The sequence below is a fragment of the Streptomyces sp. NPDC000410 genome, assembly GCF_040300305.1.
In the GTDB taxonomy this organism is placed as follows: Bacteria; Actinomycetota; Actinomycetes; order Streptomycetales; family Streptomycetaceae; genus Streptomyces.
The window spans coordinates 93620-112415 of record NZ_JBEPDM010000001.1 but is presented as its reverse complement, the minus strand read 5'-3'; the positions used below and the strand labels follow the sequence as shown (position 1 = coordinate 112415).

Annotated in this window: 20 protein-coding genes and 1 pseudogene; 10 read left to right on the top strand and 11 right to left on the bottom strand. The window is 68.6% G+C overall.

Translation table 11 applies throughout. The features are described from left to right. Positions 1 to 15 precede the first annotated feature (15 nt). Entirely contained in the window at positions 16 to 315 is a 300-nt protein-coding gene (locus ABT342_RS00545; protein ID WP_351564799.1) for a hypothetical protein, read from the top strand. Continuing rightward, the gene (locus ABT342_RS00540; RefSeq protein ID WP_351564796.1) at positions 312 to 782 is read left to right on the top strand and encodes a hypothetical protein; all 471 of its coding nucleotides are present in this window, start codon (positions 312 to 314) and stop codon (positions 780 to 782) included. Before ABT342_RS00545 ends, ABT342_RS00540 begins: the two co-directional genes overlap by 4 nt. A gap of 75 nt (positions 783 to 857) precedes the next feature. On the opposite strand, the gene ABT342_RS00535 is transcribed toward ABT342_RS00540, so the two are convergent. The 4 genes from ABT342_RS00535 to ABT342_RS00520 form a co-directional block, all read right to left on the bottom strand. Next, complete coding sequence (locus ABT342_RS00535) at positions 858 to 1394, bottom strand: hypothetical protein (protein WP_351564793.1); 537 nt, start codon at positions 1392 to 1394, stop codon at positions 858 to 860. 211 nt (positions 1395 to 1605) lie between these two features. Beyond that, positions 1606 to 2223, bottom strand: coding sequence for a hypothetical protein (locus ABT342_RS00530; protein ID WP_351564792.1), 618 nt, complete (start codon positions 2221 to 2223; stop codon positions 1606 to 1608). A 260-nt stretch (positions 2224 to 2483) separates the two neighbouring features. Then, positions 2484 to 3206, bottom strand: a complete 723-nt coding sequence (locus tag ABT342_RS00525) for an AfsR/SARP family transcriptional regulator (protein WP_351564789.1) — start codon at positions 3204 to 3206, stop codon at positions 2484 to 2486. Between the two features lie 278 nt (positions 3207 to 3484). Beyond that, complete coding sequence (locus ABT342_RS00520) at positions 3485 to 4192, bottom strand: T9SS type A sorting domain-containing protein (RefSeq protein ID WP_351564786.1); 708 nt, start codon at positions 4190 to 4192, stop codon at positions 3485 to 3487. Between the two features lie 206 nt (positions 4193 to 4398). On the opposite strand from ABT342_RS00520, the gene ABT342_RS00515 reads away from it, so the two are divergent. The 3 genes and pseudogenes from ABT342_RS00515 to ABT342_RS00505 all read left to right on the top strand — a co-directional run bounded on the left by ABT342_RS00515 (position 4399) and on the right by ABT342_RS00505 (position 7940). Continuing rightward, complete coding sequence (locus ABT342_RS00515; protein ID WP_351564783.1) at positions 4399 to 5247, top strand: hypothetical protein; 849 nt, start codon at positions 4399 to 4401, stop codon at positions 5245 to 5247. 168 nt (positions 5248 to 5415) lie between these two features. Next, positions 5416 to 5835: pseudogene (locus ABT342_RS00510) on the top strand (transposase); the annotation flags it as partial. A gap of 686 nt (positions 5836 to 6521) precedes the next feature. Then, the gene (locus ABT342_RS00505; RefSeq protein WP_502965443.1) at positions 6522 to 7940 is read left to right on the top strand and encodes a N,N-dimethylformamidase beta subunit family domain-containing protein; all 1419 of its coding nucleotides are present in this window, start codon (positions 6522 to 6524) and stop codon (positions 7938 to 7940) included. Between the two features lie 209 nt (positions 7941 to 8149). Here ABT342_RS00505 and ABT342_RS00500 read toward each other — a convergent pair whose 3' ends face one another. Continuing rightward, on the bottom strand, positions 8150 to 8299 hold the full coding sequence (locus ABT342_RS00500) for a hypothetical protein (protein WP_351564777.1): 150 nt from the start codon (positions 8297 to 8299) through the stop codon (positions 8150 to 8152). 455 nt (positions 8300 to 8754) lie between these two features. Between ABT342_RS00500 and ABT342_RS00495 the strand changes: the two genes are divergently transcribed. Next, positions 8755 to 9171, top strand: coding sequence for a hypothetical protein (locus ABT342_RS00495; protein ID WP_351564774.1), 417 nt, complete (start codon positions 8755 to 8757; stop codon positions 9169 to 9171). 78 nt (positions 9172 to 9249) lie between these two features. Here the strand turns inward: ABT342_RS00495 and ABT342_RS00490 are convergent, their stop codons facing one another. The 4 genes from ABT342_RS00490 to ABT342_RS00475 form a co-directional block, all read right to left on the bottom strand. Next, positions 9250 to 9867, bottom strand: coding sequence for a hypothetical protein (locus ABT342_RS00490; RefSeq protein WP_351564772.1), 618 nt, complete (start codon positions 9865 to 9867; stop codon positions 9250 to 9252). 32 nt (positions 9868 to 9899) lie between these two features. Beyond that, complete coding sequence (locus tag ABT342_RS00485; RefSeq protein ID WP_351564770.1) at positions 9900 to 10523, bottom strand: hypothetical protein; 624 nt, start codon at positions 10521 to 10523, stop codon at positions 9900 to 9902. A 169-nt stretch (positions 10524 to 10692) separates the two neighbouring features. After that, positions 10693 to 11541 (bottom strand): transglutaminase family protein, encoded by an 849-nt coding sequence (locus ABT342_RS00480; protein ID WP_351564769.1) that lies wholly within the window; start codon positions 11539 to 11541, stop codon positions 10693 to 10695. Between the two features lie 17 nt (positions 11542 to 11558). Beyond that, positions 11559 to 12566, bottom strand: a complete 1008-nt coding sequence (locus ABT342_RS00475) for a GNAT family N-acetyltransferase (protein ID WP_351564766.1) — start codon at positions 12564 to 12566, stop codon at positions 11559 to 11561. Between the two features lie 139 nt (positions 12567 to 12705). Here ABT342_RS00475 and fdxA point away from each other — a divergent pair, with 139 nt between their 5' ends. Next, positions 12706 to 13026, top strand: a complete 321-nt coding sequence (gene fdxA / locus ABT342_RS00470; RefSeq protein ID WP_003985062.1) for a ferredoxin — start codon at positions 12706 to 12708, stop codon at positions 13024 to 13026. A gap of 128 nt (positions 13027 to 13154) precedes the next feature. Continuing rightward, on the top strand, positions 13155 to 14264 hold the full coding sequence (locus ABT342_RS00465; protein WP_351566268.1) for a bifunctional succinyldiaminopimelate transaminase/glutamate-prephenate aminotransferase: 1110 nt from the start codon (positions 13155 to 13157) through the stop codon (positions 14262 to 14264). A gap of 145 nt (positions 14265 to 14409) precedes the next feature. Here ABT342_RS00465 and ABT342_RS00460 read toward each other — a convergent pair whose 3' ends face one another. Both ABT342_RS00460 and ABT342_RS00455 read right to left on the bottom strand, forming a co-directional pair. After that, positions 14410 to 14874 carry an ATP-binding protein gene (locus ABT342_RS00460; protein ID WP_351564762.1) on the bottom strand — a complete coding sequence of 155 codons (465 nt, stop codon included), beginning with the start codon at positions 14872 to 14874 and terminating at the stop codon, positions 14410 to 14412. Positions 14875 to 15233: 359 nt separating this feature from the next. Next, positions 15234 to 16187 carry a VldE C-terminal domain-containing protein gene (locus tag ABT342_RS00455; RefSeq protein WP_351564759.1) on the bottom strand — a complete coding sequence of 318 codons (954 nt, stop codon included), beginning with the start codon at positions 16185 to 16187 and terminating at the stop codon, positions 15234 to 15236. Between the two features lie 340 nt (positions 16188 to 16527). Between ABT342_RS00455 and dapE the strand changes: the two genes are divergently transcribed. Both dapE and ABT342_RS00445 read left to right on the top strand, forming a co-directional pair. Then, positions 16528 to 17607 (top strand): succinyl-diaminopimelate desuccinylase, encoded by a 1080-nt coding sequence (dapE, locus tag ABT342_RS00450; RefSeq protein ID WP_351564756.1) that lies wholly within the window; start codon positions 16528 to 16530, stop codon positions 17605 to 17607. Positions 17608 to 17685: 78 nt separating this feature from the next. Further along, complete coding sequence (locus ABT342_RS00445) at positions 17686 to 18504, top strand: LOG family protein (protein ID WP_351564753.1); 819 nt, start codon at positions 17686 to 17688, stop codon at positions 18502 to 18504. Positions 18505 to 18796 lie beyond the last annotated feature (292 nt).

Here is an 18796-nt window from a genome sequence, read left to right as displayed (position 1 = left end):
TGTTACGCTCCTTCTATGGCGACTGTACGCTTCTCGATCAGCATGCCCCCCGAGATCCGCGACCGGATCAAGGAGCACGCCACCGAGGCCGGGCTTGACGTATCCACATTCCTCACCATTGCCGCGCAGGCACAAATGGATCAGCAGGATCGCGTCAAGAAGCTCTTTGCACACTTTGAGCAGGCAAGGGCGGAGGCGGAGGCTCACGCCGACACCACCGACACCTGGACGGACGGCCTGGAGCTGACCCCAGAGGAGCAAGCGGATGTCGATGCCATCCTCGGCCGGGTCCAGCGCGGCCAGGAGGCGGCGTGAGTGTTGTCGTCTATGACACCGGCATGCTGATCGCACTCGTCAACCAGGACCGCAGAGCCCGAGCCAGGCATGCCGGATTCGTCGCCGCCGGGGGTCACCTCCCGATCGTGCCCGGCCCTGCGCTGTCGCAGGCGTACCGGACGAGTCCGAAGACCGCCTACGCCTGGAAACGACTCCTCGGCGAGGTCTTCGTTCATCCGGCGGCACGGGGTATGCCCGTCGGCGAGCTGTTGCCGCGCTGCCTGCCGTGCGCCGGAGGGTTGAGCGTCGAGCACTGGAAGACGTTGGGGGACATACTGGGCGGCGCCGTGCTGCCGCCGAAGAAGCGGCCTGATCCCGTGGACGCGCTGGCTGTTCTCATCGCGGTCGCTCACGGTGGCGGCGTCGTGATGACGTCCGACAAGGACGACATCGAAGCGTACGCCGCAACACTGCCCGGCCATGAAGTAACCGCCGTAGCTGTCTGACGGCTTACCGTAACGTCGGCTCCTTCGCTGGCCAGGGCACCGGGCCCGAACAGTCCAGCATCCGACAGGATCGCCTCAGTCCGGGTCGGTCTTTTTGGTGCATGCACGGCTTTTGAGGGCGTCGGCGGATCCGGCTTCGTAGCCTGCCTGCCAGTTGAGGTCGTACATCGTCGTCTTGGGCGGGACCACCTTGCAGGTCTTCTTGGTTTCGGTCTTTCCCTTGCGATAGCCGCTCTCGTATGCCGGCGACTGCGGATCGGCTTTCGTGTCGGTCTGGGGTGGGCGCGCGGCTACCCGAGTGCACGTCACCTTTGGGGCGTCATTCGCCAGGTCTCTGGCAACGCTGTACTCGCCCTCGGGCAGATTGGCGACTATGAAGAAGCCGTCTGGAGCCCCGACCGCATCCACAAGCTTGCCGGTTGCGTCGTAAAGATAGAAAATCCCGGGAGAGTTGCCTATAACTCTGACCTTGCCCGGATTGGTCGGGTCGGCTGAGACGGTACAGACGAGTGGAACCGCCGCTGCCGCAGGCCAGGGCAGGGCGGGGCCGAAGCCGACGGAAGCCGCAATCACGGAGATGGCCACAGCCCGGCGGACGAACCGAGTTCTCATGATTCCTCCTGCTGCGAAAGTCCCTGATGAACGAGATGGCGTCCCCGCAGCAGCTGGGGTTCCATTCTGGCTGTGGGGGCGTTACGGGAACGTGACGGCGGGAGCCCGGGAGCGGTCACCGACGCGGTCGCGGCCCAGTTGGCGACCGGCCGCTTCAGCCGCCCGCAGGATGGCTGGGGGCGCCGCTGTCATCGCCCACCGCCGACGCCGCTCATGCAATGCATGTGACGACGGCCTTCGCCTCGTTGGACGTCGTGGTGTCGTTGAGGATGGTGATCCACGCACCGACAACCCGGATGTCCCCTGCCTTCCCGACGGGAATTGTGGAAGTGAAGGAGACTGGCCGGGTTCCCGCCTTGTCGAATTCTTCGGTCCGGTTCACCTTTGTGCCGTCGTAGACATTCCAGGTGTAATTGACGACTCCTGGTCCCGAGGTCGTGATGTTGCCGGTGAAGATGATCTTCGCTGCGGCATCGCACTTCAGATCGACAATCCCCGTAGGGTCGGATGACAAGTCCACTTTGCTGACGTCCGGGGCTGTTCCGGGAGGGTTCTCACCTGCGGGCTCCTTGGGAACCGTGGTGCATGTTACGGACTGGCCTCTCTTTTGGCTGGCGGTGTACTCGGCGTAAGGCACGTTTTTCGCGGTGGCCTTTCCCCGGGACACATTGAGGGTTGAGCTGCCGTGCCCCTCGGTGGAAATCTTCACCTTCCCCTTCTTGGTGAATCCGTCGAGCTCCAGGTTGTACGTGGGCCGGCCTGCCTCGCCTGCGCCCTCCACCAGGGCGCACGTTGCGATGGGGGCGGCGGAGATGGCGTTCTGCTGCACCTGCGTAGTCCCGTGGGCTGCGGCGGCAGGAGCGAGTGCGACTGACGAAACGAGCAGTGGGGTGAGAAGCGCTTGGCGATGCTGCCGGGTCATTGCTCTTCCTCCTGGCGTCAGAGAGGGCAGATCGGCCCGTGAGGGTGGAAGCCAGTGTGGCTGCCAGGGCGTGACGAGATCGTGACGGCGGCGACTTCGGGCTCTGTCCTGGTGCGATCGGCGCCCGGTTCAGACGCGAACCCGGCTCCGGCATCGCGGGCGCGGCCTCAGTGCGATGCGGCCGCGTACACCTCCGCGACCAGCGCGCACAGCCGGGCCGTGGGATAGAGCCCCAGCTCCGAGCCGAGACGCTGCACGTAGTCACCGAAGTCGTGCAGGGCCTCGGACGGGTTGCCTTCCGCGACGTGCGCGCGGACCAGGCATACCCAACTGCTCTCGCGCAGCGGATCTGCGTGGACGGCCGTACGGGCCGCCGCCACGGCCTCGGCATAGCGGCCGGCCGCGGTGAACGTCTCCGACAGGGTCTCCAGGGCGTGCAGCCGCAGCTGCCGCCAGCGCTCCGCCTCCAGTTGCGCCCAGTCGTCGTACCACCCGGGCAGCAGGTCGGCGGCGAGAGCGTCGATGGTGCCGATGCCGGGGTCGACCAGGTCCTCCAGCTCCCCGTGCTGTGTGGCATCCAGAATGTGCTGGGCGAGCGAGCGGGCGTGCTGGAAGTCGATGACGGCATCGCGTGCGAGGCGCACTTCGGACGCCCCGATGTCGAGGGCCTGTTTGCCCGTGTCGCGGAGCCGGGACAGGGCGGATCTGAGGTTCGCGTGGGCACAGCTCGCGGGTGCGTCCGGCCAGAGGGTACCTGCGATGAGGGCCCGGGGAACGGCCGCGCGGCTGTTCAGAGCGATGAATGCCAGCACCCGCTCCGAACTCAGTGGAATCCCCACGGGTTCATTGTCGATACACAGCTCGAAGCCGCCGAGGACCGCGATGCTCACGCAGTTTCCCGCCCCGTTGATCGGGGGCCGAGATCTCTGGTCACGAGGGGCGCCCTGCCGCGAGTGACGGTCGGCGGGGTCGCGGCCACCCCTGACTGTGTGAGCCATGCATGGCCCTCCGTCATTTCATCCGGTGGGAACGATCAGGGGGAGAGAGCATGAGGTGTCCCCTTCACTTCATGCTCCGTCACCCGCCTGGACCTGTCGACCGGGGACGGAGAGGGCCCCCGGCCGTGCGTGGCCGGGGGCCGCGTGGCGACGCCGTCGTCTCGGTACGGCTACTTGCACTTGTAGTCGAAGAATTTCTTCTGCGAACTCTGCCCGTCGTCGATGATCTCGGCCTGGACGTCCACGGAAAGGCCGCTACCTGCCGGTTGGGCATCAGTCGGGTAGTTCACGCTGACGGTCTTTGCCCCCGCCGCTTCGAACGTCTCGGTCTTTGGGCCGGACCTTCCCTCGTCGTCGAAGTCCCAGCGGTACTTCACCTTCCCCGGACTCGCGGTCTTGATCTCCGCCTTCACGGTGATTGTCGCCGGAGGAGTGCACGTGATTTCTGGTGTCGTCGGCTCGATCGACAAGATCCTGACGCTCGTCACCTCAGCCACCTTGTCAGCCGGCTTCACGGGTGACTTGGTGCATCCTACGGACTTCTTGAACTTCTTTCCCTGCTTGTCGAACTTGACGCTGTAGTTGCCGCGAGGCTGGCCTTCCTCGTCGAACTTGCCGTTGCCATCCGCGTTACCCTTGGCGACGAGTTTGCCCTTGGAGTCGAATATCGCGAGTGGCTTGCCGTCAGGGAAGTCGGACAGGACGATGTCGAATTTGTCTGCCGCCGCTGTTGCCTCCAGTTTGCAGACGGCGGAAGGCGCGGCAGAGGTCGACGTCGGCGCCTGCGTGCTTGCCCCGTGCGCGGCGACCGCAGGCGCGAGGGCGACGGAGGAGACGAGGAGCGGGCTGAGGAGCGCGAGGCGCTGCTGCCGGTTCATTTGTCGTCCTTTCGTGGCGGAACAGGGTGCACAGGCCCAGACGAACCAGAACCAGGGTGGCAGCAGGGGCGTGACGGGAGCGTGACCGTGATGTCACGGCAATCCTCGGGGCCTCCCACGGCCGCGCGTCACGCCTCCGTCACGCCTCCGTCACGCTCCACCGGGCACGCTGGACTCCGGCCCCGTCACAAGGAGGAGGAACAGTCATGCGCCCTGGTATCCAGCGTCTCCGGCGGAGAAGGATCGGCCAGCTGTTCATCGGCGCCGCGACGGCCTGCGGCCTGACGGCGGGACTGGCCACGCCGGCCGCCGGCGGCGAAATCGTCGCCCCGCCCCGACTGCAGAACCTGCGGCTGGACCCGCCGACCGCGTACCTCACCTTCCAGGACAACTCCGATGCCGAGCAGGTGTACTTCGCCGTTCTGCGGGAACGCGACAACCCGGACGTCGAGGTCAAGGGGAACCTCCAGCCCACCACGCCCGTGCCGGGCGTCGGCCGGGTCGTCACCCGCACATACAGCGGTACCGTCAAGCCCGGTGTCGCGTACTGCGCGACCGTCGAGGGCCTGGCGAAGATCGAAAGCGCGACAGGCGTCGACGCGGGGAAGTTCACCGGCCCCTCCAACAGCGTCTGTGCAGATCCGGCGAAGCCCGCCACGGACCTTGCTCTGGACCGGATCGAGGGCGACGAGGACCTGATGGTGGGCTGGACCCGGAACTACTGGGTCTACTACTCCAACAAGGGCCCCGCGATCGACGGCAAAGCCGTGATCACGGCCGCCGTCTCGGGCCCGCTGGTGATCAGAAAACTGCCCGAGAACACGACCTTCAACGGTTTCACCTGCACGGCCACTGCGGCCTCGGGCGGGGCGACCGGTGGCTTCCGCTGCACGGGCGGCAGCCTCAAGCAGGGCGAGAGCGGCAAGATCCCGGTTCTGGTGAAGGTGGCGAAGCCAGGCATCGGTGCCGTCCACACCTCGATCGGCGTGAGCGGTGGTGCGGCCGACAAGAACCAGGGCAACAACCTCAGCACGCTCAACGTACGGGCACAGTAGCCCGCCTCGCGGGAAACACCGTCACGGTCCTCTGGCCGTCGCCGTCGCCGTCGTCCAGCGGAAAGGGGCGAGCTCTCGGGCCCCCGCTCCACCTCCGCCGCCCCGCCCGCCGCGGTCTCCTTCAGGCGCTTGCCCAGCAGGACGAACAGCAGGATGAGCCCGACCGTGAGGTCGAACCTGACCATGCGCCAGCTCACCCCGCTGTTCGGGGTATCCAGGTCGGCGGCGGACCGGATCATCGACCACCGCGGGCCAATGCTCGCTCGCCGGTCCCGCAAGCGGTTCGCCAAGGACACCGTGCTCACCGTGGACAGCATCCGGTCCCCACGCGCGACCACACCGTCGCCGAGCGGTCGAAGAACTGCCGTCACTGCACCAACCAAGCAGGTCGTCATCGACGCCGATACCTGCCTGGTCGTCGTGGTCGGTCGGCCGCACGCCGGGAACCGCAACGACTGCGAGACATGGGAGGAATCCGGCGCCAAGGCCGCCAGCGGAAGCATGCTCACGATCGCCGACGGCGGCTACCCCGGCACCGGACTCGTCATCCCTCGCCTCCGCGAGCGCGGCCAGAGCGAACTCTTGGATTGTCGGAGATCATTTGCGGGACACCTCTACGCCGGAGAAATTCCTCGCACCCTCCCAAGGCGCCTTCCATATACCGTCCCAGGAGTTCTCCAGATCACCCGAAAGGGTGGCTGAGATGAGGACTGCTTCCGGCCCTTATCGGCATCCGCCAGGTTCGATCCCGGTGACTCGCTTAAGAGACGTGAACGCCGAGTCGTCACCTACTCCTCTCCATCACGCTTGCCGGACCTGCCCCATGCGGCGGCAAGGGATGCGTCCTGGCTTTGTCGAAGCTGCTCCAGCCCTCCCCGGTATCACCCGGATCAGGCTGTGTACTCCGGTCCGAGCCGTTTTGATTCTTCGCGCGTCGGCCGCCGGTGGACAGAGGTGCGGCGTAGGGGCGGCAGCCTTCACCATGTCGAGGCGACAGGGGCATCCAGTGGCCTCAGTTCACGATCGCCCGTAAGTTTCGTGCCGAGAGGAAATTGGAGCGCGGGTGCCGTGGACTCAATCAAGGTGGGGTAATGGGAGCTGGCGATTGTGAACTCTCTGGAGGTAGGAGGACGAAGCCGCCACGCCGTGCAGTGCTGGGGCTGATCGGAGCTGGAACAGTTGGAATGGCGGCACAGGCCTTCCGTGGCCGTCCGGCACCTGGTGGGAAGGAGGTCGAGGCCTCCCGTGCTCTCCCCCGCCCTGTCGAGCCGGTCGTGCTGGCCCCTTCGCGCTCCATAGCCGAGGAGAACCGCCGGGAAGGGTCCAAGGGTTGGATATCCCGCTCTGACATCCCTATGGCTTCCAGTGACCGGCGGGGCGACATCATGGGGTATGCGTCCGCCACGTCGGTGGGACACGGCGGCATTGTCGACTTCCATGTGTCCGTACACTCTCCGCAGAATTTCAGGATCGCCGTATTCCGAATAGGTGACTACGCCGGTAGGGGTGCCCGGCTGTACGCGACCAGTGGGAGACTCCAGGGCGGGAACCACCTCATGCCCAGGTTCGATCCGGTTACCGGGACCATAGCCTGTGCCTGGCCCGTCTCGTGGAGGCTGCGCATCCCCGAGGGCTGGATGTCCGGGCTCTACCAGGCCGTGTTCACCGCCGATGACGGATATCGCAGTAGCACGCCATTCGTGGTACGGGCGCCCGAGCGGGCCTCGGACATCCTGGTGGTGCTTCCCTTCGCCACGTACCAGGCATACAACATGTGGCCCGAGGACGGCCGCACCGGAAGAAACCTCTACCGGGGATACCAGGACCACGGAAAGCTCGGCGGCGCCGACGAGCGGGCGTACAAGGTTTCCTTCGATCGGCCGTATCCGGGCGCCGGAGTTCCGACCTGGTTCTCGATGGATACGAGCTTCATCCGCTGGGCCGAGCGGGCCGGACATGACGTAACCTATGCCAGCAGTATCGATCTGCATGACGGTACGGTGGACACGGCCAATCACCGCGCAATCTTCTTTCCGGGCCATGACGAATACTGGTCCAAGCCGATGCGCGATGCCGCCGAGCAGGCCGTCGGGGCCGGCAAGCATCTTGCGTTCCTCGCATCGAACAACGTCTACTTCCAGGTCCGGATGGAACGGTCCGACGACGGCCGGGCAAATCGGGTCATGGCCTGCTATAAATCGGCCCACGACCCTGCGGGCGCCTCGTTGGGGCGCACCTCCCGCTGGCGGGACATCAGCCCTGACGGCCGGTACGCCGAGCAGCGTCTGCTCGGCATCCAGTTCAACGGCATCGTGCGCAAGCCCGCACCGATGGTCGTCAGGGACAGCGGTCACTGGCTGTGGGCGGGAACCGGGCTCCGTTGGGGTGACAAGCTGCCGCGGATGGTCGGCGGAGAAGCGGATGGCTTCGACCCGTCGGCCCCCGGTCCGCCCGGTGCCCGACGCACCCTACTGACCGAGTCGCCGTACCACGATCGGCGATCAGCCAAGACCACGAAGGTTCAGCACACCGCGCTGACCGAGTTCCCCAGTGGGGGCATGGTCTTCGTAGCGGGCACCTTCCACTGGGCACTTGCTTTGGATGACCCGGACCATGTGAACTCGCGGATCCGGCAGGCGACCACGAATCTGATCAGCCACCTGCTGGCACAGCCTAAATGGTCCGCCAAATGACGTCGATGTGCGGCGGCCGCTGCGCCCCGGATCGCCGATGACGCAGGCGTTTCGGTTGGTCAGGATGTCGCCGCGGGCCTGTACCAGCGCAGTTCTCTCGGACAGGGCGGGTCGCCGTACGGCCGGCCACGGTCGATGCTCCAGCAAGCCACGCGTCTGCCTGGCTGCCGCAGGCTCGTGCGCCTGGGCAGCCAGACCGGTACGCGATGTCAGGCGTAGATGTAGAAGGACTTCTGCACGTAGTTGATTGCACCGCCGATGCTGAGGTCGTGGCCCCTGACACGAAGCCAGATCTCGACCTTCTCATTGTCCGGAAGGTCGAAGTTGCAGATCTTGCTGGTCCCAGTGCCGGACTTCACCATGCATGTGGCGGCACCGCCAGGCCACTCCTTGCAGCTGCGGGGCCTGGTGGCCCACCTGCGGAAGGCGCCACAGTCATGCGAGTGCTGCGGGCTGAACTCGGCATCGACCGGACGACGTCAAGGCAGTGATGGACCAGGTTCCGACTGACGCCTACTCGGAAGTCCTCGCCGAGGTCGAGCTCCTCGCCTGAAAGCTGCTGATTCCCGGACCGGAAGGAAGAGCGGAACCGTTCGCGTCGGCAGGCCCGAGCCCGCGTTGGAGTTCGTTGCCGCTCTGGCCAGTAAATCTCCACGTTGAACCGGGAGTTGGGCGCGTCCGGAGCGGGGGCCGGACAGAAGCGAGGTGTCCGTGATTGCCATGCGATCGCCTGGAGGCGGAGAGCTGATCACCTCGGTTGGGGCCATGGAATGACCCATTCGCAAATCTGCTCAACACACCTTGAAGGTGACGCATGAAGAGGAAGCGCGGACTCGGACGGATGGCGCTCGTCGGCGCCATCGCGGCAGGCCCCATCGCCACGACGCACGGCAGCGCCTACGCCCTGACCTACGAGTGCTGGGACACCGGCGACACGACCGACCCCGGGGGCCGGTCCTGCTTGATACGTCATCAGAATGCCGCCGGCATGAACGTCGACTACGCCTACTTCAACGCGTACGACGAGACGCTGACCCTGTCCGACTACGAGGCCAACGGCGAAGGCGTCGTCGCGTACGTCGAGGGGAACCGATTCCCGCTCACGAGTGGGGCCAACACCAGCTACACCTGGGACCTCGACTACGCCGAGGGAACGAGCGTCATGCTCAAGTCCTGCCAGACCGACAACGGCTCGGAATACGACTGCAAGACCGTCTACGCCATCGCGTAGACCCGGTGCGGTTGTCCGGGACCTCGCGGTACGCGCGGTTCCCGGCACCGTCCGTGCCGTCGGGCGCTCGACCGCCTCCTACTGGTTCGGCTTGCCCCCCGGGCAGCTTGTACGGAAAGCCTCGTCGTACGCGGTGTCGTAGCCGATGCGGTAACCACGCTGATACGAGTCGATGAGTACGTTCGGCTGCGGCGGGGGCTTCAGCTCCGCGTGCTCTCGTTTGCAGGTTTTGGCATCCTCCTTTCCCCAGTTGGTGCCGGCCTCTTGACCTGCTTTGAACATGCTTTCAGGGGTCTGTTGCTGCGCGGGAGGTGGCGGAGGCGGATCCTGCGGCTTCTTGGTGCAGTTCGCCTTGAACGCCTTCGGGAAGGACTCGTCATAGCCGACCTTGTAGCCCACTGCCAGGCCTCGTTCGTATTCGTTGGGCTTGACCGGCTTCAGCGGAGGCGGGAGCTTTTGGCAGATGGGCGGGCTGCCGTTCTTCGAACCGGCTTTCAGGCCCTGGAAGTAGCCGGCGCGACAGCCCTTTTGGTACTCGCTCCTCGGGGGGAGCCCCAGGAGGTGGCAGGTTTCTCCGGCGGGAAGTGCTTCCTGGGTGCTGACAACGTGGTAGGCCGCAGCAGGTGAGACCGGGAGCAGGGCGAGGAGCGGTGCCGCTCCCAGCGCGGCGAAGCAGCGAATGCGGAACATGGTCATCCCTTCGAATCCCATTGCCGGCCGACGTCGATCTAGGAGGTCTGCTTGTTCAGGCAGTGCTTGCCGTAAGCCTCGTCGTACGCGGTGTTGTAACCGTCGCGGTACCCGTTGTTCCAGCCGATGGCGATCACATCCGTCCTGCCTGGGAGTGTCGCATCCGCGTTGGTTCGTGTGCAGTTCTTCATGGCGTCATCGCGGCCCCAGACACTGCCGGTGACTTTCCCGTTCGTGTAAGCGTTGCGATATACGTCATCCTGCGTTTGTTTCGGCGGCGGTACTGGGGCATCCGGCTGCTTGACGCAGTTCTTCTTGTACGTCTCGTCGTACGTGCTGTTGTAGCCGTTTTTGTAGCCCTCTACTCTGCCGCGCACGTATTCATCCTGCTTCGGCGGTTTCAGTGGCGCCGGGAGCCTTTGGCAGACAGGGGGGCTGCCATGTTTGCGGCCGGCTGCCGCCCCCTCGATGAACCCGTCCTTGCAGCCTCTGTAGTAGGGAGTCTTGGGCGGGATCACCAGGTTTCGGCAGGGAGGAGCGGCCTCCGGGGCAGTCACTTCTTCCGGGGTACTCACCACCTGTGCCGCGGCCGTCGGTGAGACCGAGAGGGCGGCGAGGAGCGGTGCCGCTCCGAGCGCAGCGAAAAGGCGATTGCGGGACATGGCCATCCTTTCGGGAGCCCAACCCCCTCCCGTTGTGCGGCCCCATATCGGGGTGCCGTCATCCCCGCGAAGCTGTGACGGCTTCCGAAGCAGACGCTACTTCTGACGGCGTCACCGCGACGTGACGCCGGCGTGACCGCGCCGCGTCCGCCTGAGTTGCCCTCCGGCGTCAGTTCAGCATCGAGCGCGCCGCATGCGCCCGCCGCCGTATCGTCGCCGCCACCGCTGGTTCGACCGCCGAGACGACATCCGCGTACGCGTCCATCTCCGCCGCCCCCGTCAGGAAATCGCCCCGCTGGACCAGGAGTTGCGCGCGCTCGAAGCGGAGGCGGGCCGGGTGGGCGGGGAGGAGGAGGGAGAGGTCGACGGCCCACAGGGCGACGTCCGTGCGTTCGGGGCGGGCGGCTGCCCAGGCGCGGATGTTGTTGAGGATGCGCAGGACGATCTCCAGCGGGGTGGCCGGGACCAGCATCGACGGGTGGAGGGCCTCGCCGGTCGCGCCCGCGACGAGGAGTTCGGCGTCCGTGCCCGTCAGGAGGCGGCCGCCCGCGAAAGGGTCGGCGAGGACCGGGCCGCCGGGGGCGTGGGGGTCGCCGAAGCCGACGACGAAGTGGCCGGGGAGGGCGACGCCGTAGACCGGGGCGCCGGCGCGGCGGGCGACCTCGATCCAGACGACGGAGAGCAGGATGGGCAGGCCCCGGCGGCGCCGCAGGACCTCGTGCAGCAGGGACGACTCCAGGCGCTGGTAGTCGCCGGGGGTGCCGTGGAAGCCGCAGCGTCCGCCGAGTACGTCCGCCAGGGCGCGCGCCCACGTCTCCGGACCGGCGGCGCCGTACGGCAGCAGGCCCGCCAGCCGGTCCAGCTCGATCTGGGCGGCGTCGAGGCCGTGCTCGTCCAGCGCCGGGTCCGCCTCCGCGCCGACCAGGAGGCACAGCGTCGCGAGGTCGGGCCGCTCGGAGCGGGCCTCCTCGGCGAAGCGGTGCCGGCGGCCGGCGGCTTCCGGATGTTGCGGCTGCATATGCGTCTCGTACCCGCTCAGGAAGATCGGGAGTAGCGGAAATGGTGGTAGAGGTGATGGGTCGCGAAACCCATCCCCTCGTACAGCGCCCGCGCCCCGTCGTTGTCCGCCTCGACCTGGAGCCAGGACGCCGACGCGCCCTCCTCCAGGGCCCGGCGGGCGAGCGACGCCATCACGGCCGTGGCCAGTCCCTGCCGGCGGTACGAAGGGTCGACCTCGACCGCCATGAAGCCCGCCCAGCGGCCGTCCACCACACACCGCCCGATCGCCGCGGGGATCTCACCCTCGCCCGGTATGGTCGCGAACCACACCGACGGACCGCTGCCCAGTACCTTCAGCACATGGGGGCCCGGCACACCGAACCGCTGGTAGCGCTGTAGCCACGCCTCGTCGACCGAGCGGGCCAGCCGTACGCGCGAGACATCCGCGTCCAGGTCCCCGATGGGCGCCAGGCCGCCGATCCGCAGCTCCGCCGTCACCTCGCGCGCCCAGCCCCGCTCCTCCAGCTCCGCGCAGAGCCGCTCCTGCGTGCCCTCCGCGCCCGTGGCGGTCTGGATGTACGGCGGAAGGCCCCGGGCCGCGTACCAGCCCCGTACCCGCGTCAGCGCGTCGTCCAGGGGCACCCCGGGGTCGCCGAGCGGCAGCACCGAATTCGCCCGCCGGGTGAACCCGGACGCGGCACGCAGCTCCCAGTCGCCGAGCCGCTCGCTCTCCACCGGCTGCCAGGCCCGCGCCGAGACGCGCGCGAGCTCCTCGAAGCCGGCCGCCGGGAGCCCCCGCCTGCGGGCCGGGGCGTTCGGCACGATCTTGCCCGAGACCAGCGACGATTCCGGAATGTGGACAGTTTCGCCCGTTCTGCGTGTGATCAGTAGCACACCTTCGTCCCATGATGTGAGAACCCCGACCGTGTCGGTGAACTTCTGACCATGGGAGCCAGGCCCGGCGAGCCGCCGTACCGAAACACGTTTCCCCACGTCAGCAGGGGTGATGCGGACCTCCATACGTCCGCCTGCGGCGAATTCCACAGTTCGTTCCTCCCCTCCTGTTCGGATCATCCCCAGGAACGGAGATACTAGGTGCGGGCATCGACGACGCCGCGCTCCCGCGCAGCCCCGCGGCGAGCCGCAGATCGGACGCCGCGCCCTACCGAGGAGGAACGACAGCGTGACCTACGTCATCGCGCAGCCTTGTGTCGACGTCAAGGACAAGGCGTGCATCGAGGAGTGCCCCGTCGACTGCATCTACGAGGGCTCCCGGTCCTTGTACATCCACCCGGACGAATGCGTCGACTGTGGTGCCTGTGAGCCGGTATGCCCGGTCGAGGCGATCTTCTACGAGGACGACACTCCCGAGGAGTGGAAGGACTACTACAAGGCGAACGTCGAGTTCTTCGACGAGCTCGGTTCGCCGGGTGGCGCCTCCAAGCTGGGCCTGATCGAGCGCGACCACCCCTTCATCGCCGCGCTGCCGCCGCAGAACGGCTGACGACAGCGCGCCCTCGGCCCCCGTACGGTTCGTCCGCCGTACGGGGCCGAGCCATTTGCGCAGCCTTGCGCGGCCCGCAGCACCCCGCGCCGCCGTACGGCCGCCGTACGTACGAGAAAGTGAGCACAGTGTCCGCTGTTTCGTCCCGCCTCCCCGTGTTCCCCTGGGACAAGCTGGAGCCGTACAAAGCGACCGCCGCGGCCCATCCGGACGGCATCGTGGACCTCTCCGTCGGCACGCCCGTCGACCCGGTCCCGGCACTGATCCAGCAGGCCCTCGTCGCGGCCGCGGACTCTCCTGGGTACCCGACGGTGTGGGGTACGGCCGCACTGCGTGACGCGCTCGTGGGCTGGTGCGAGCGGCGGCTCGGAGCTGTGTCGTTCGGCCACACGAACGTCCTGCCGGTGGTGGGGTCCAAGGAACTGGTCGCCTGGCTGCCGACCCAGCTCGGCCTGGGCGCCGGCACTGCGACATCTAAAGACGTGGTCGCGTACCCGAGGCTGGCGTATCCGACCTACGAGGTCGGCGCGCGGCTCTGCGGTGCCACGCCCGTCGTCTACGACGACCCCACCGAGCTCGACCCCGCCGGGCTGAAGCTCCTCTGGCTGAACTCGCCGTCCAACCCGACGGGGCGTGTTCTCGCCAAGGACGAGCTCGTACGGATCGTGGCGTGGGCGCGCGAGCACGGGGTGCTGGTCTTCAGTGACGAGTGCTACCTGGAGCTGGGCTGGGAGGCCGAGCCGGTCTCCGTACTCCACCCGGACGTCTGCGGGGGCACGTACGAGGGCATCGTCTCCGTCCACTCGCTGTCCAAGCGCTCCAACCTCGCCGGCTACCGCGCCGCCTTCGTGGCGGGCGACCCGGCCGTGCTGGGCGAGCTGCTCCAGATCCGCAAGCACGGCGGAATGATGACGCCCGCGCCGGTGCAGGCGGCCACGGTCGCCGCGCTCGGTGACGACACGCACGTGGCGGAGCAGCGGGCGCGGTACGCGGCGCGGCGGGACGCGCTGCGCGAGGCGCTGCTGAAGCACGGCTTCCGGATCGAGCACAGCGAGGCGAGCCTCTACCTGTGGGCGACGCGCGACGAGCCCTGCTGGGACACCGTCGCGCACCTGGCGGAGCTGGGGATCCTCGTCGCGCCCGGCGACTTCTACGGGGCGGCGGGCGAGCGGTTCGTACGGGTCGCCTTCACGGCGACGGACGAGCGGGTCGAGGCGGCGGTCAAGCGCTTGGGCTGAGGCGCGGAGGCGTGAGCCTGTGCGGCTGTGACCGCGAGGTCTTGAGGCCTGCAGGGCGCCGCCCCGCGAACATGCGGAAGGGCCCTCGGGGAGCGTGTGCTCCCGAGGGCCCTTCCGCGTACGGTGCGGCGGTGACCGGCGGCTACTAGAGGGCCGGCAGGGTCGGCGCCCCGCCGCCCAGCGCGCCGCCGACCACGTCGGTGCCCGGCAGTCCGCCGCCCACCACGTCGGTGCCCGGGAGGGCGCCCTGCTCGGTCGCGGTGCCCGCGGCCTGGCCCACGGCCGTGCCGGCGGTGCCGACGCCCTGGCCCGCCATCGTCTGGGCGGCCGGGACCGCGGTCTTGCCCGTCTGGCCGGCGACCTTGCCCGCGGTCGAGAGGGTGCCGACCAGCTGACCGCCGGCCTCGCTCGTGAGGTCGGTCGCCTGCTTCGTGGCACCGTCCGCGGTGGTGCCGAGCGCGGCGCCGTCGGTCTGCGTCAGGCCGCCCAGCTCCGGGGCCTGCGGCAGGGGCGCGGCGTTTGCGGAGCCGGCCGCACCGACCACGGGAGCTGCGCCGGCTGCGACGAGCAGCGCGGCACGGGCGATCCGGCGGGTCAGGGGGAGGGTCATGATGCTCCTTCGACGAGAGAACGTTTGGTGGTGCCTGTCCGGCGATCGGACGCAGTGACAACCGCGCTTGGGCCCGGGAAGGTTGCGGTGGGCCAAGGTAAAGAGTTTGCAATGCATCGCATAATCGGCTGGGGACAAAAACGGGCGAACATTGCGCGTTCAGACAGCATGCCGAACCGTCACTTCCCTTTTGCGGCAAGGGAATTGAGGGCTGGCCGCGAGCAGGCCCGAGGAGGCCGGAGAAACCGCGGCCGGGGCCATGTGGGTGTACCGCTGATGGGTGAAGTTCCGGGCGAATGCTCGATAAGGATTCGAGGGCGTTTCCCGGGTGTGGGGCTTGCGTACGGGCCGCTGGGCGGCTACTGCGCGATACGGATCCGGACCGCGCCGGCGGCGGACTTCGCGTTCGCCGAGGATTCCGGGGCGGCCTCAGAGGCGGTCTCCGGGGCCGTCTCCGAGGACCTCCAGCCCTCGTCGGCCTCGTCGGCGCTCCACACCTTGCCGTCGTACGAGACTTCCTCGATGCGCAGCACCGATGCCTGGGCCACGGCCCAGTGCGCCAGCTCCCAGCCGCGGCGCGACGCGCTGACCGGAAGGGTCAGATCACCGGGCCGGGGCGCGCCGGCGCGACCGCTGCCGCCGGCCGGGGGAAGCACCTCGGGACCGAAGGAGCGCACCAGCTCGGAGCGCACCTTCGCCAGGTCGCCGGGCTGCTCGGTCCGCGTGCCCGGGGTACAGGTCAGCGTGGCCGAGGCCCGGCCCGTGAGCGCGGCCGACAGCAGCACGGCGTCCGGCTCGTGCTTCGCGTACGCCTGCGGGAAACCGCTGCGCTGGACGCGCTGCGCGGCGACGGTGAGCGGCAGCCGCGAGTAGCCGGGAACGTCGGCCAGGCCGTCGTAGAACTTCCCGGCGGAGTAGACCGGGTCGAGGATCTGCTGCGGAGTGCCCCAGCCCTGCGACGGGCGCTGCTGGAACAGGCCGAGGGAGTCCCGGTCGCCGTACTCGATGTTGCGCAGGGCGGATTCCTGGAGGGCCGTCGCGAGGGCGATCGTGACCGCGCGCTCCGGCATTCCGCGGGTGGTGCCGACGGCGGAGATGGTGGCCGCGTTGGAGGCCTGCTCCGGGGTGAACTCGTACGACGTGCCGTCGCCCGAGTCGCCCGAGTCGCCCGACCGCACGATGCACCGCGGGGCGCCGCCGCCTCCGCTCACGTACTGCACGACGACGTACCCGACCAGGGCGAGCAGCACGGCGAACGCGGCCGCAATCCGCGGGAGGCGGCCGCGTCGGACGGGGGAGGCGGTCTCGGTCACGCGCCCACCGTACTGGAGCGTGTGCCGGGGGTTGCGAGGTGCCTCGGGGGCTGTGGAGCGGAGCGCCCGCGGCGGGCTTTGTCCCCGCCCCGCCCCTTCCCGAAACTGGGGCTCCGCCCCAGCCCCCGCTACGGGGGCTCCGCCCCCGAACCCCCGCGCCTCAAACGCCGGCGGGGCTGGTTGTGTGTGTGGGGGGCTTGCCCCCCACCATGCGACGGAGCCACAAATCGACATCGCGGGAAGGGGCGGGGCGGGGAGAGAAGCCCGCCGCAGGCGCCCCCGCCCCGGGGCTTCGGAGCGGAGCCCCGAGGGGCGTCAGCCGCGGGGATAGGGTCAAGGCATGCCTGAAACCGCGCTTGATCTCCGCCAGGACGGCCCCGCCCTCACCGCCCGGCTCGTCGACTTTCCTTCCGTCAGCGGCAGCGAAAAGCCGCTCGCCGACGCGATCGAGCAGGCCCTGCGCGCCCTGCCGCACCTCACGGTCGACCGGTACGGCAACAACGTCGTCGCCCGCACGCAGCTGGGGCGCGCCGAGCGGGTCATCCTGGCCGGTCACATCGACACCGTGCCGATCGCCGACAACGTGCCCTCCCGGCTGGACGAGAACGGCATCCTGTGGGGCTGCGGCACCTCGGACATGAAGTCGGGGGTCGCCGTCCAACTGCGGATCGCCGCGACCGTCCCCGAGCCCAACCGGGACCTCACGTTCGTCTTCTACGACAACGAAGAGGTCGCCGCACACCTCAACGGACTCGGGCATGTGGCCGACGCACACCCCGACTGGCTGGAGGGCGACTTCGCCGTACTGCTGGAGCCGTCCGACGGCCAGGTCGAGGGCGGCTGCCAGGGGACTCTGCGCGTCCATCTCCGTCTGACCGGGGAGCGCGCACACTCCGCGCGCAGCTGGATGGGGTCCAACGCCATTCACGCCGCCGCCCCCATCCTGGCCCGGCTCGCCGCGTACGAGCCGCGCCGCCCGGTCATCGACGGACTGGAGTACCACGAGGGGCTCAACGCCGTGGGGATCGAGGGCGGCGTCGCCACCAACGTCATCCCCGACGCCTGCACGGTCGTGATCAACTACCGGTACGCGCCGGACCGGAGCATGGCCGAGGCCGAGGCGCACGTACGTGAGGTGTTCGCGGACTGCGGGGTCGCCGAGTTCATCGTGGACGATCACACCGGCGGGGCACTGCCCGGACTTTCGCACCCGGCGGCCGCGGCCTTCATGGAGGCGGTCGGCGGCACCGCGCAGCCCAAGTTCGGCTGGACGGACGTGTCGCGGTTCAGCGCGCTGGGGGTGCCCGCGGTCAATTACGGGCCCGGTGACGCGCTCTACGCGCACAAGCGGGACGAGCACGTCGCCGTGGAAAAGATCACGCACTGTGAGGAGAGGCTCCGCGACTGGCTCACTGCCTGACCTCCGGAATTTCGTTGCGCGACACGTCCGTGGATCTACCCTGACGGGGAACGAGCACCGCAGCGGAGGGAGCAGGTCATGGCCAACCCCGAAGAAGCACGCCGGCCGGAGGAACAGCGGCTGGGACCGGTGCTGCGCCGCAGGGACCAGATCCAGCCGGGCACCACGGATCAGAGGCTGCTGGACACCGAGGGCGACTCCGAATGGGTGCACACCGATCCGTGGCGGGTCATGCGGATCCAGTCGGAGTTCGTGGAGGGCTTCGGCGCGCTCGCGGAACTTCCCAGCGCCATCAGCGTCTTCGGCTCGGCCAGGACCTCGCCCGGTTCCCCCGAGTACGAGACCGGCGTCCGGCTCGGCAGGGCCCTCGTCGAGGCCGGATTCGCCGTGATCACGGGCGGTGGGCCGGGGGCGATGGAGGCCGCCAACAAGGGGGCGCGGGAGGCCAGAGGCATCTCGGTCGGACTCGGCATCGAGCTGCCCTTCGAGCAGGGGCTCAACCCGCACGTCGACATCGGGGTGAACTTCCGCTACTTCTTCGTCCGCAAGACGATGTTCGTGAAGTACGCGCAGGGCTTCGTGGTGCTTCCCGGCGGGCTGGGCACCCTGGACGAGCTCTTCGAGGCGCTCACCCTCGTCCAGACGCGCAAGGTGACCCGCTTCCCGATCGTGCTGTTCGGCTCGGCCTACTGGAGCGGCCTGGTCGACTGGCTGCGCAACACGGTCGTCGCGCAGGGCAAGGCGTCCGAGCACGACCTGCTGCTCTTCCACGTCACGGACGACGTGGAAGAGGCGGTCGCGCTGGTCACCAAGGAGGTCGGCACGCACGCTCCGCCCGGCCGTGGCATGGAGGACTTCGAGGGGGAGCCCGAGGGCTTCGAAGGGTTCGAGGCGTAGCAAGCGGCGGGGCCAGGTCCGGGGCCCGCCCGCAGGATCGGGCGGGCCGCGGGTGGGGCGAGGCACTGGGGCGGGTCAGGCCGTGCGTCAGGCCGGGCCTCAGGGTCCGGCGGTCCGGCGCAGGTCCGGGGCAGGTGAGTCCCGGAGTCCGGCTCCGGCCCAGGTCCTGGCCTGGGCCCCGGGTCGGGTCAGGCCCTGGGGCGGGTCAGGCCGTGCGTCAGGCCGGGCCTCAGGGTCCGGCGGTCCGGCGCAGGTCCGGGGCAGGTGAGTCCCGGAGTCCGGCTCCGGCCCA

Coding starts and splice junctions, on each gene's coding strand:
- ABT342_RS00445 (WP_351564753.1), top strand. CDS start 17,686: ATGGCCAACCCCGAAGAAGCACGCCGGCCGGAGGAACAGCGGCTGGGA.
- ABT342_RS00490 (WP_351564772.1), bottom strand. CDS start 9,867: ATGACCATGTTCCGCATTCGCTGCTTCGCCGCGCTGGGAGCGGCACCG.
- dapE (WP_351564756.1), top strand. CDS start 16,528: ATGCCTGAAACCGCGCTTGATCTCCGCCAGGACGGCCCCGCCCTCACC.
- ABT342_RS00485 (WP_351564770.1), bottom strand. CDS start 10,523: ATGTCCCGCAATCGCCTTTTCGCTGCGCTCGGAGCGGCACCGCTCCTC.
- ABT342_RS00545 (WP_351564799.1), top strand. CDS start 16: ATGGCGACTGTACGCTTCTCGATCAGCATGCCCCCCGAGATCCGCGAC.
- ABT342_RS00495 (WP_351564774.1), top strand. CDS start 8,755: ATGAAGAGGAAGCGCGGACTCGGACGGATGGCGCTCGTCGGCGCCATC.
- ABT342_RS00515 (WP_351564783.1), top strand. CDS start 4,399: ATGCGCCCTGGTATCCAGCGTCTCCGGCGGAGAAGGATCGGCCAGCTG.
- ABT342_RS00535 (WP_351564793.1), bottom strand. CDS start 1,394: ATGAGAACTCGGTTCGTCCGCCGGGCTGTGGCCATCTCCGTGATTGCG.
- ABT342_RS00460 (WP_351564762.1), bottom strand. CDS start 14,874: ATGACCCTCCCCCTGACCCGCCGGATCGCCCGTGCCGCGCTGCTCGTC.
- ABT342_RS00520 (WP_351564786.1), bottom strand. CDS start 4,192: ATGAACCGGCAGCAGCGCCTCGCGCTCCTCAGCCCGCTCCTCGTCTCC.
- ABT342_RS00480 (WP_351564769.1), bottom strand. CDS start 11,541: ATGCAGCCGCAACATCCGGAAGCCGCCGGCCGCCGGCACCGCTTCGCC.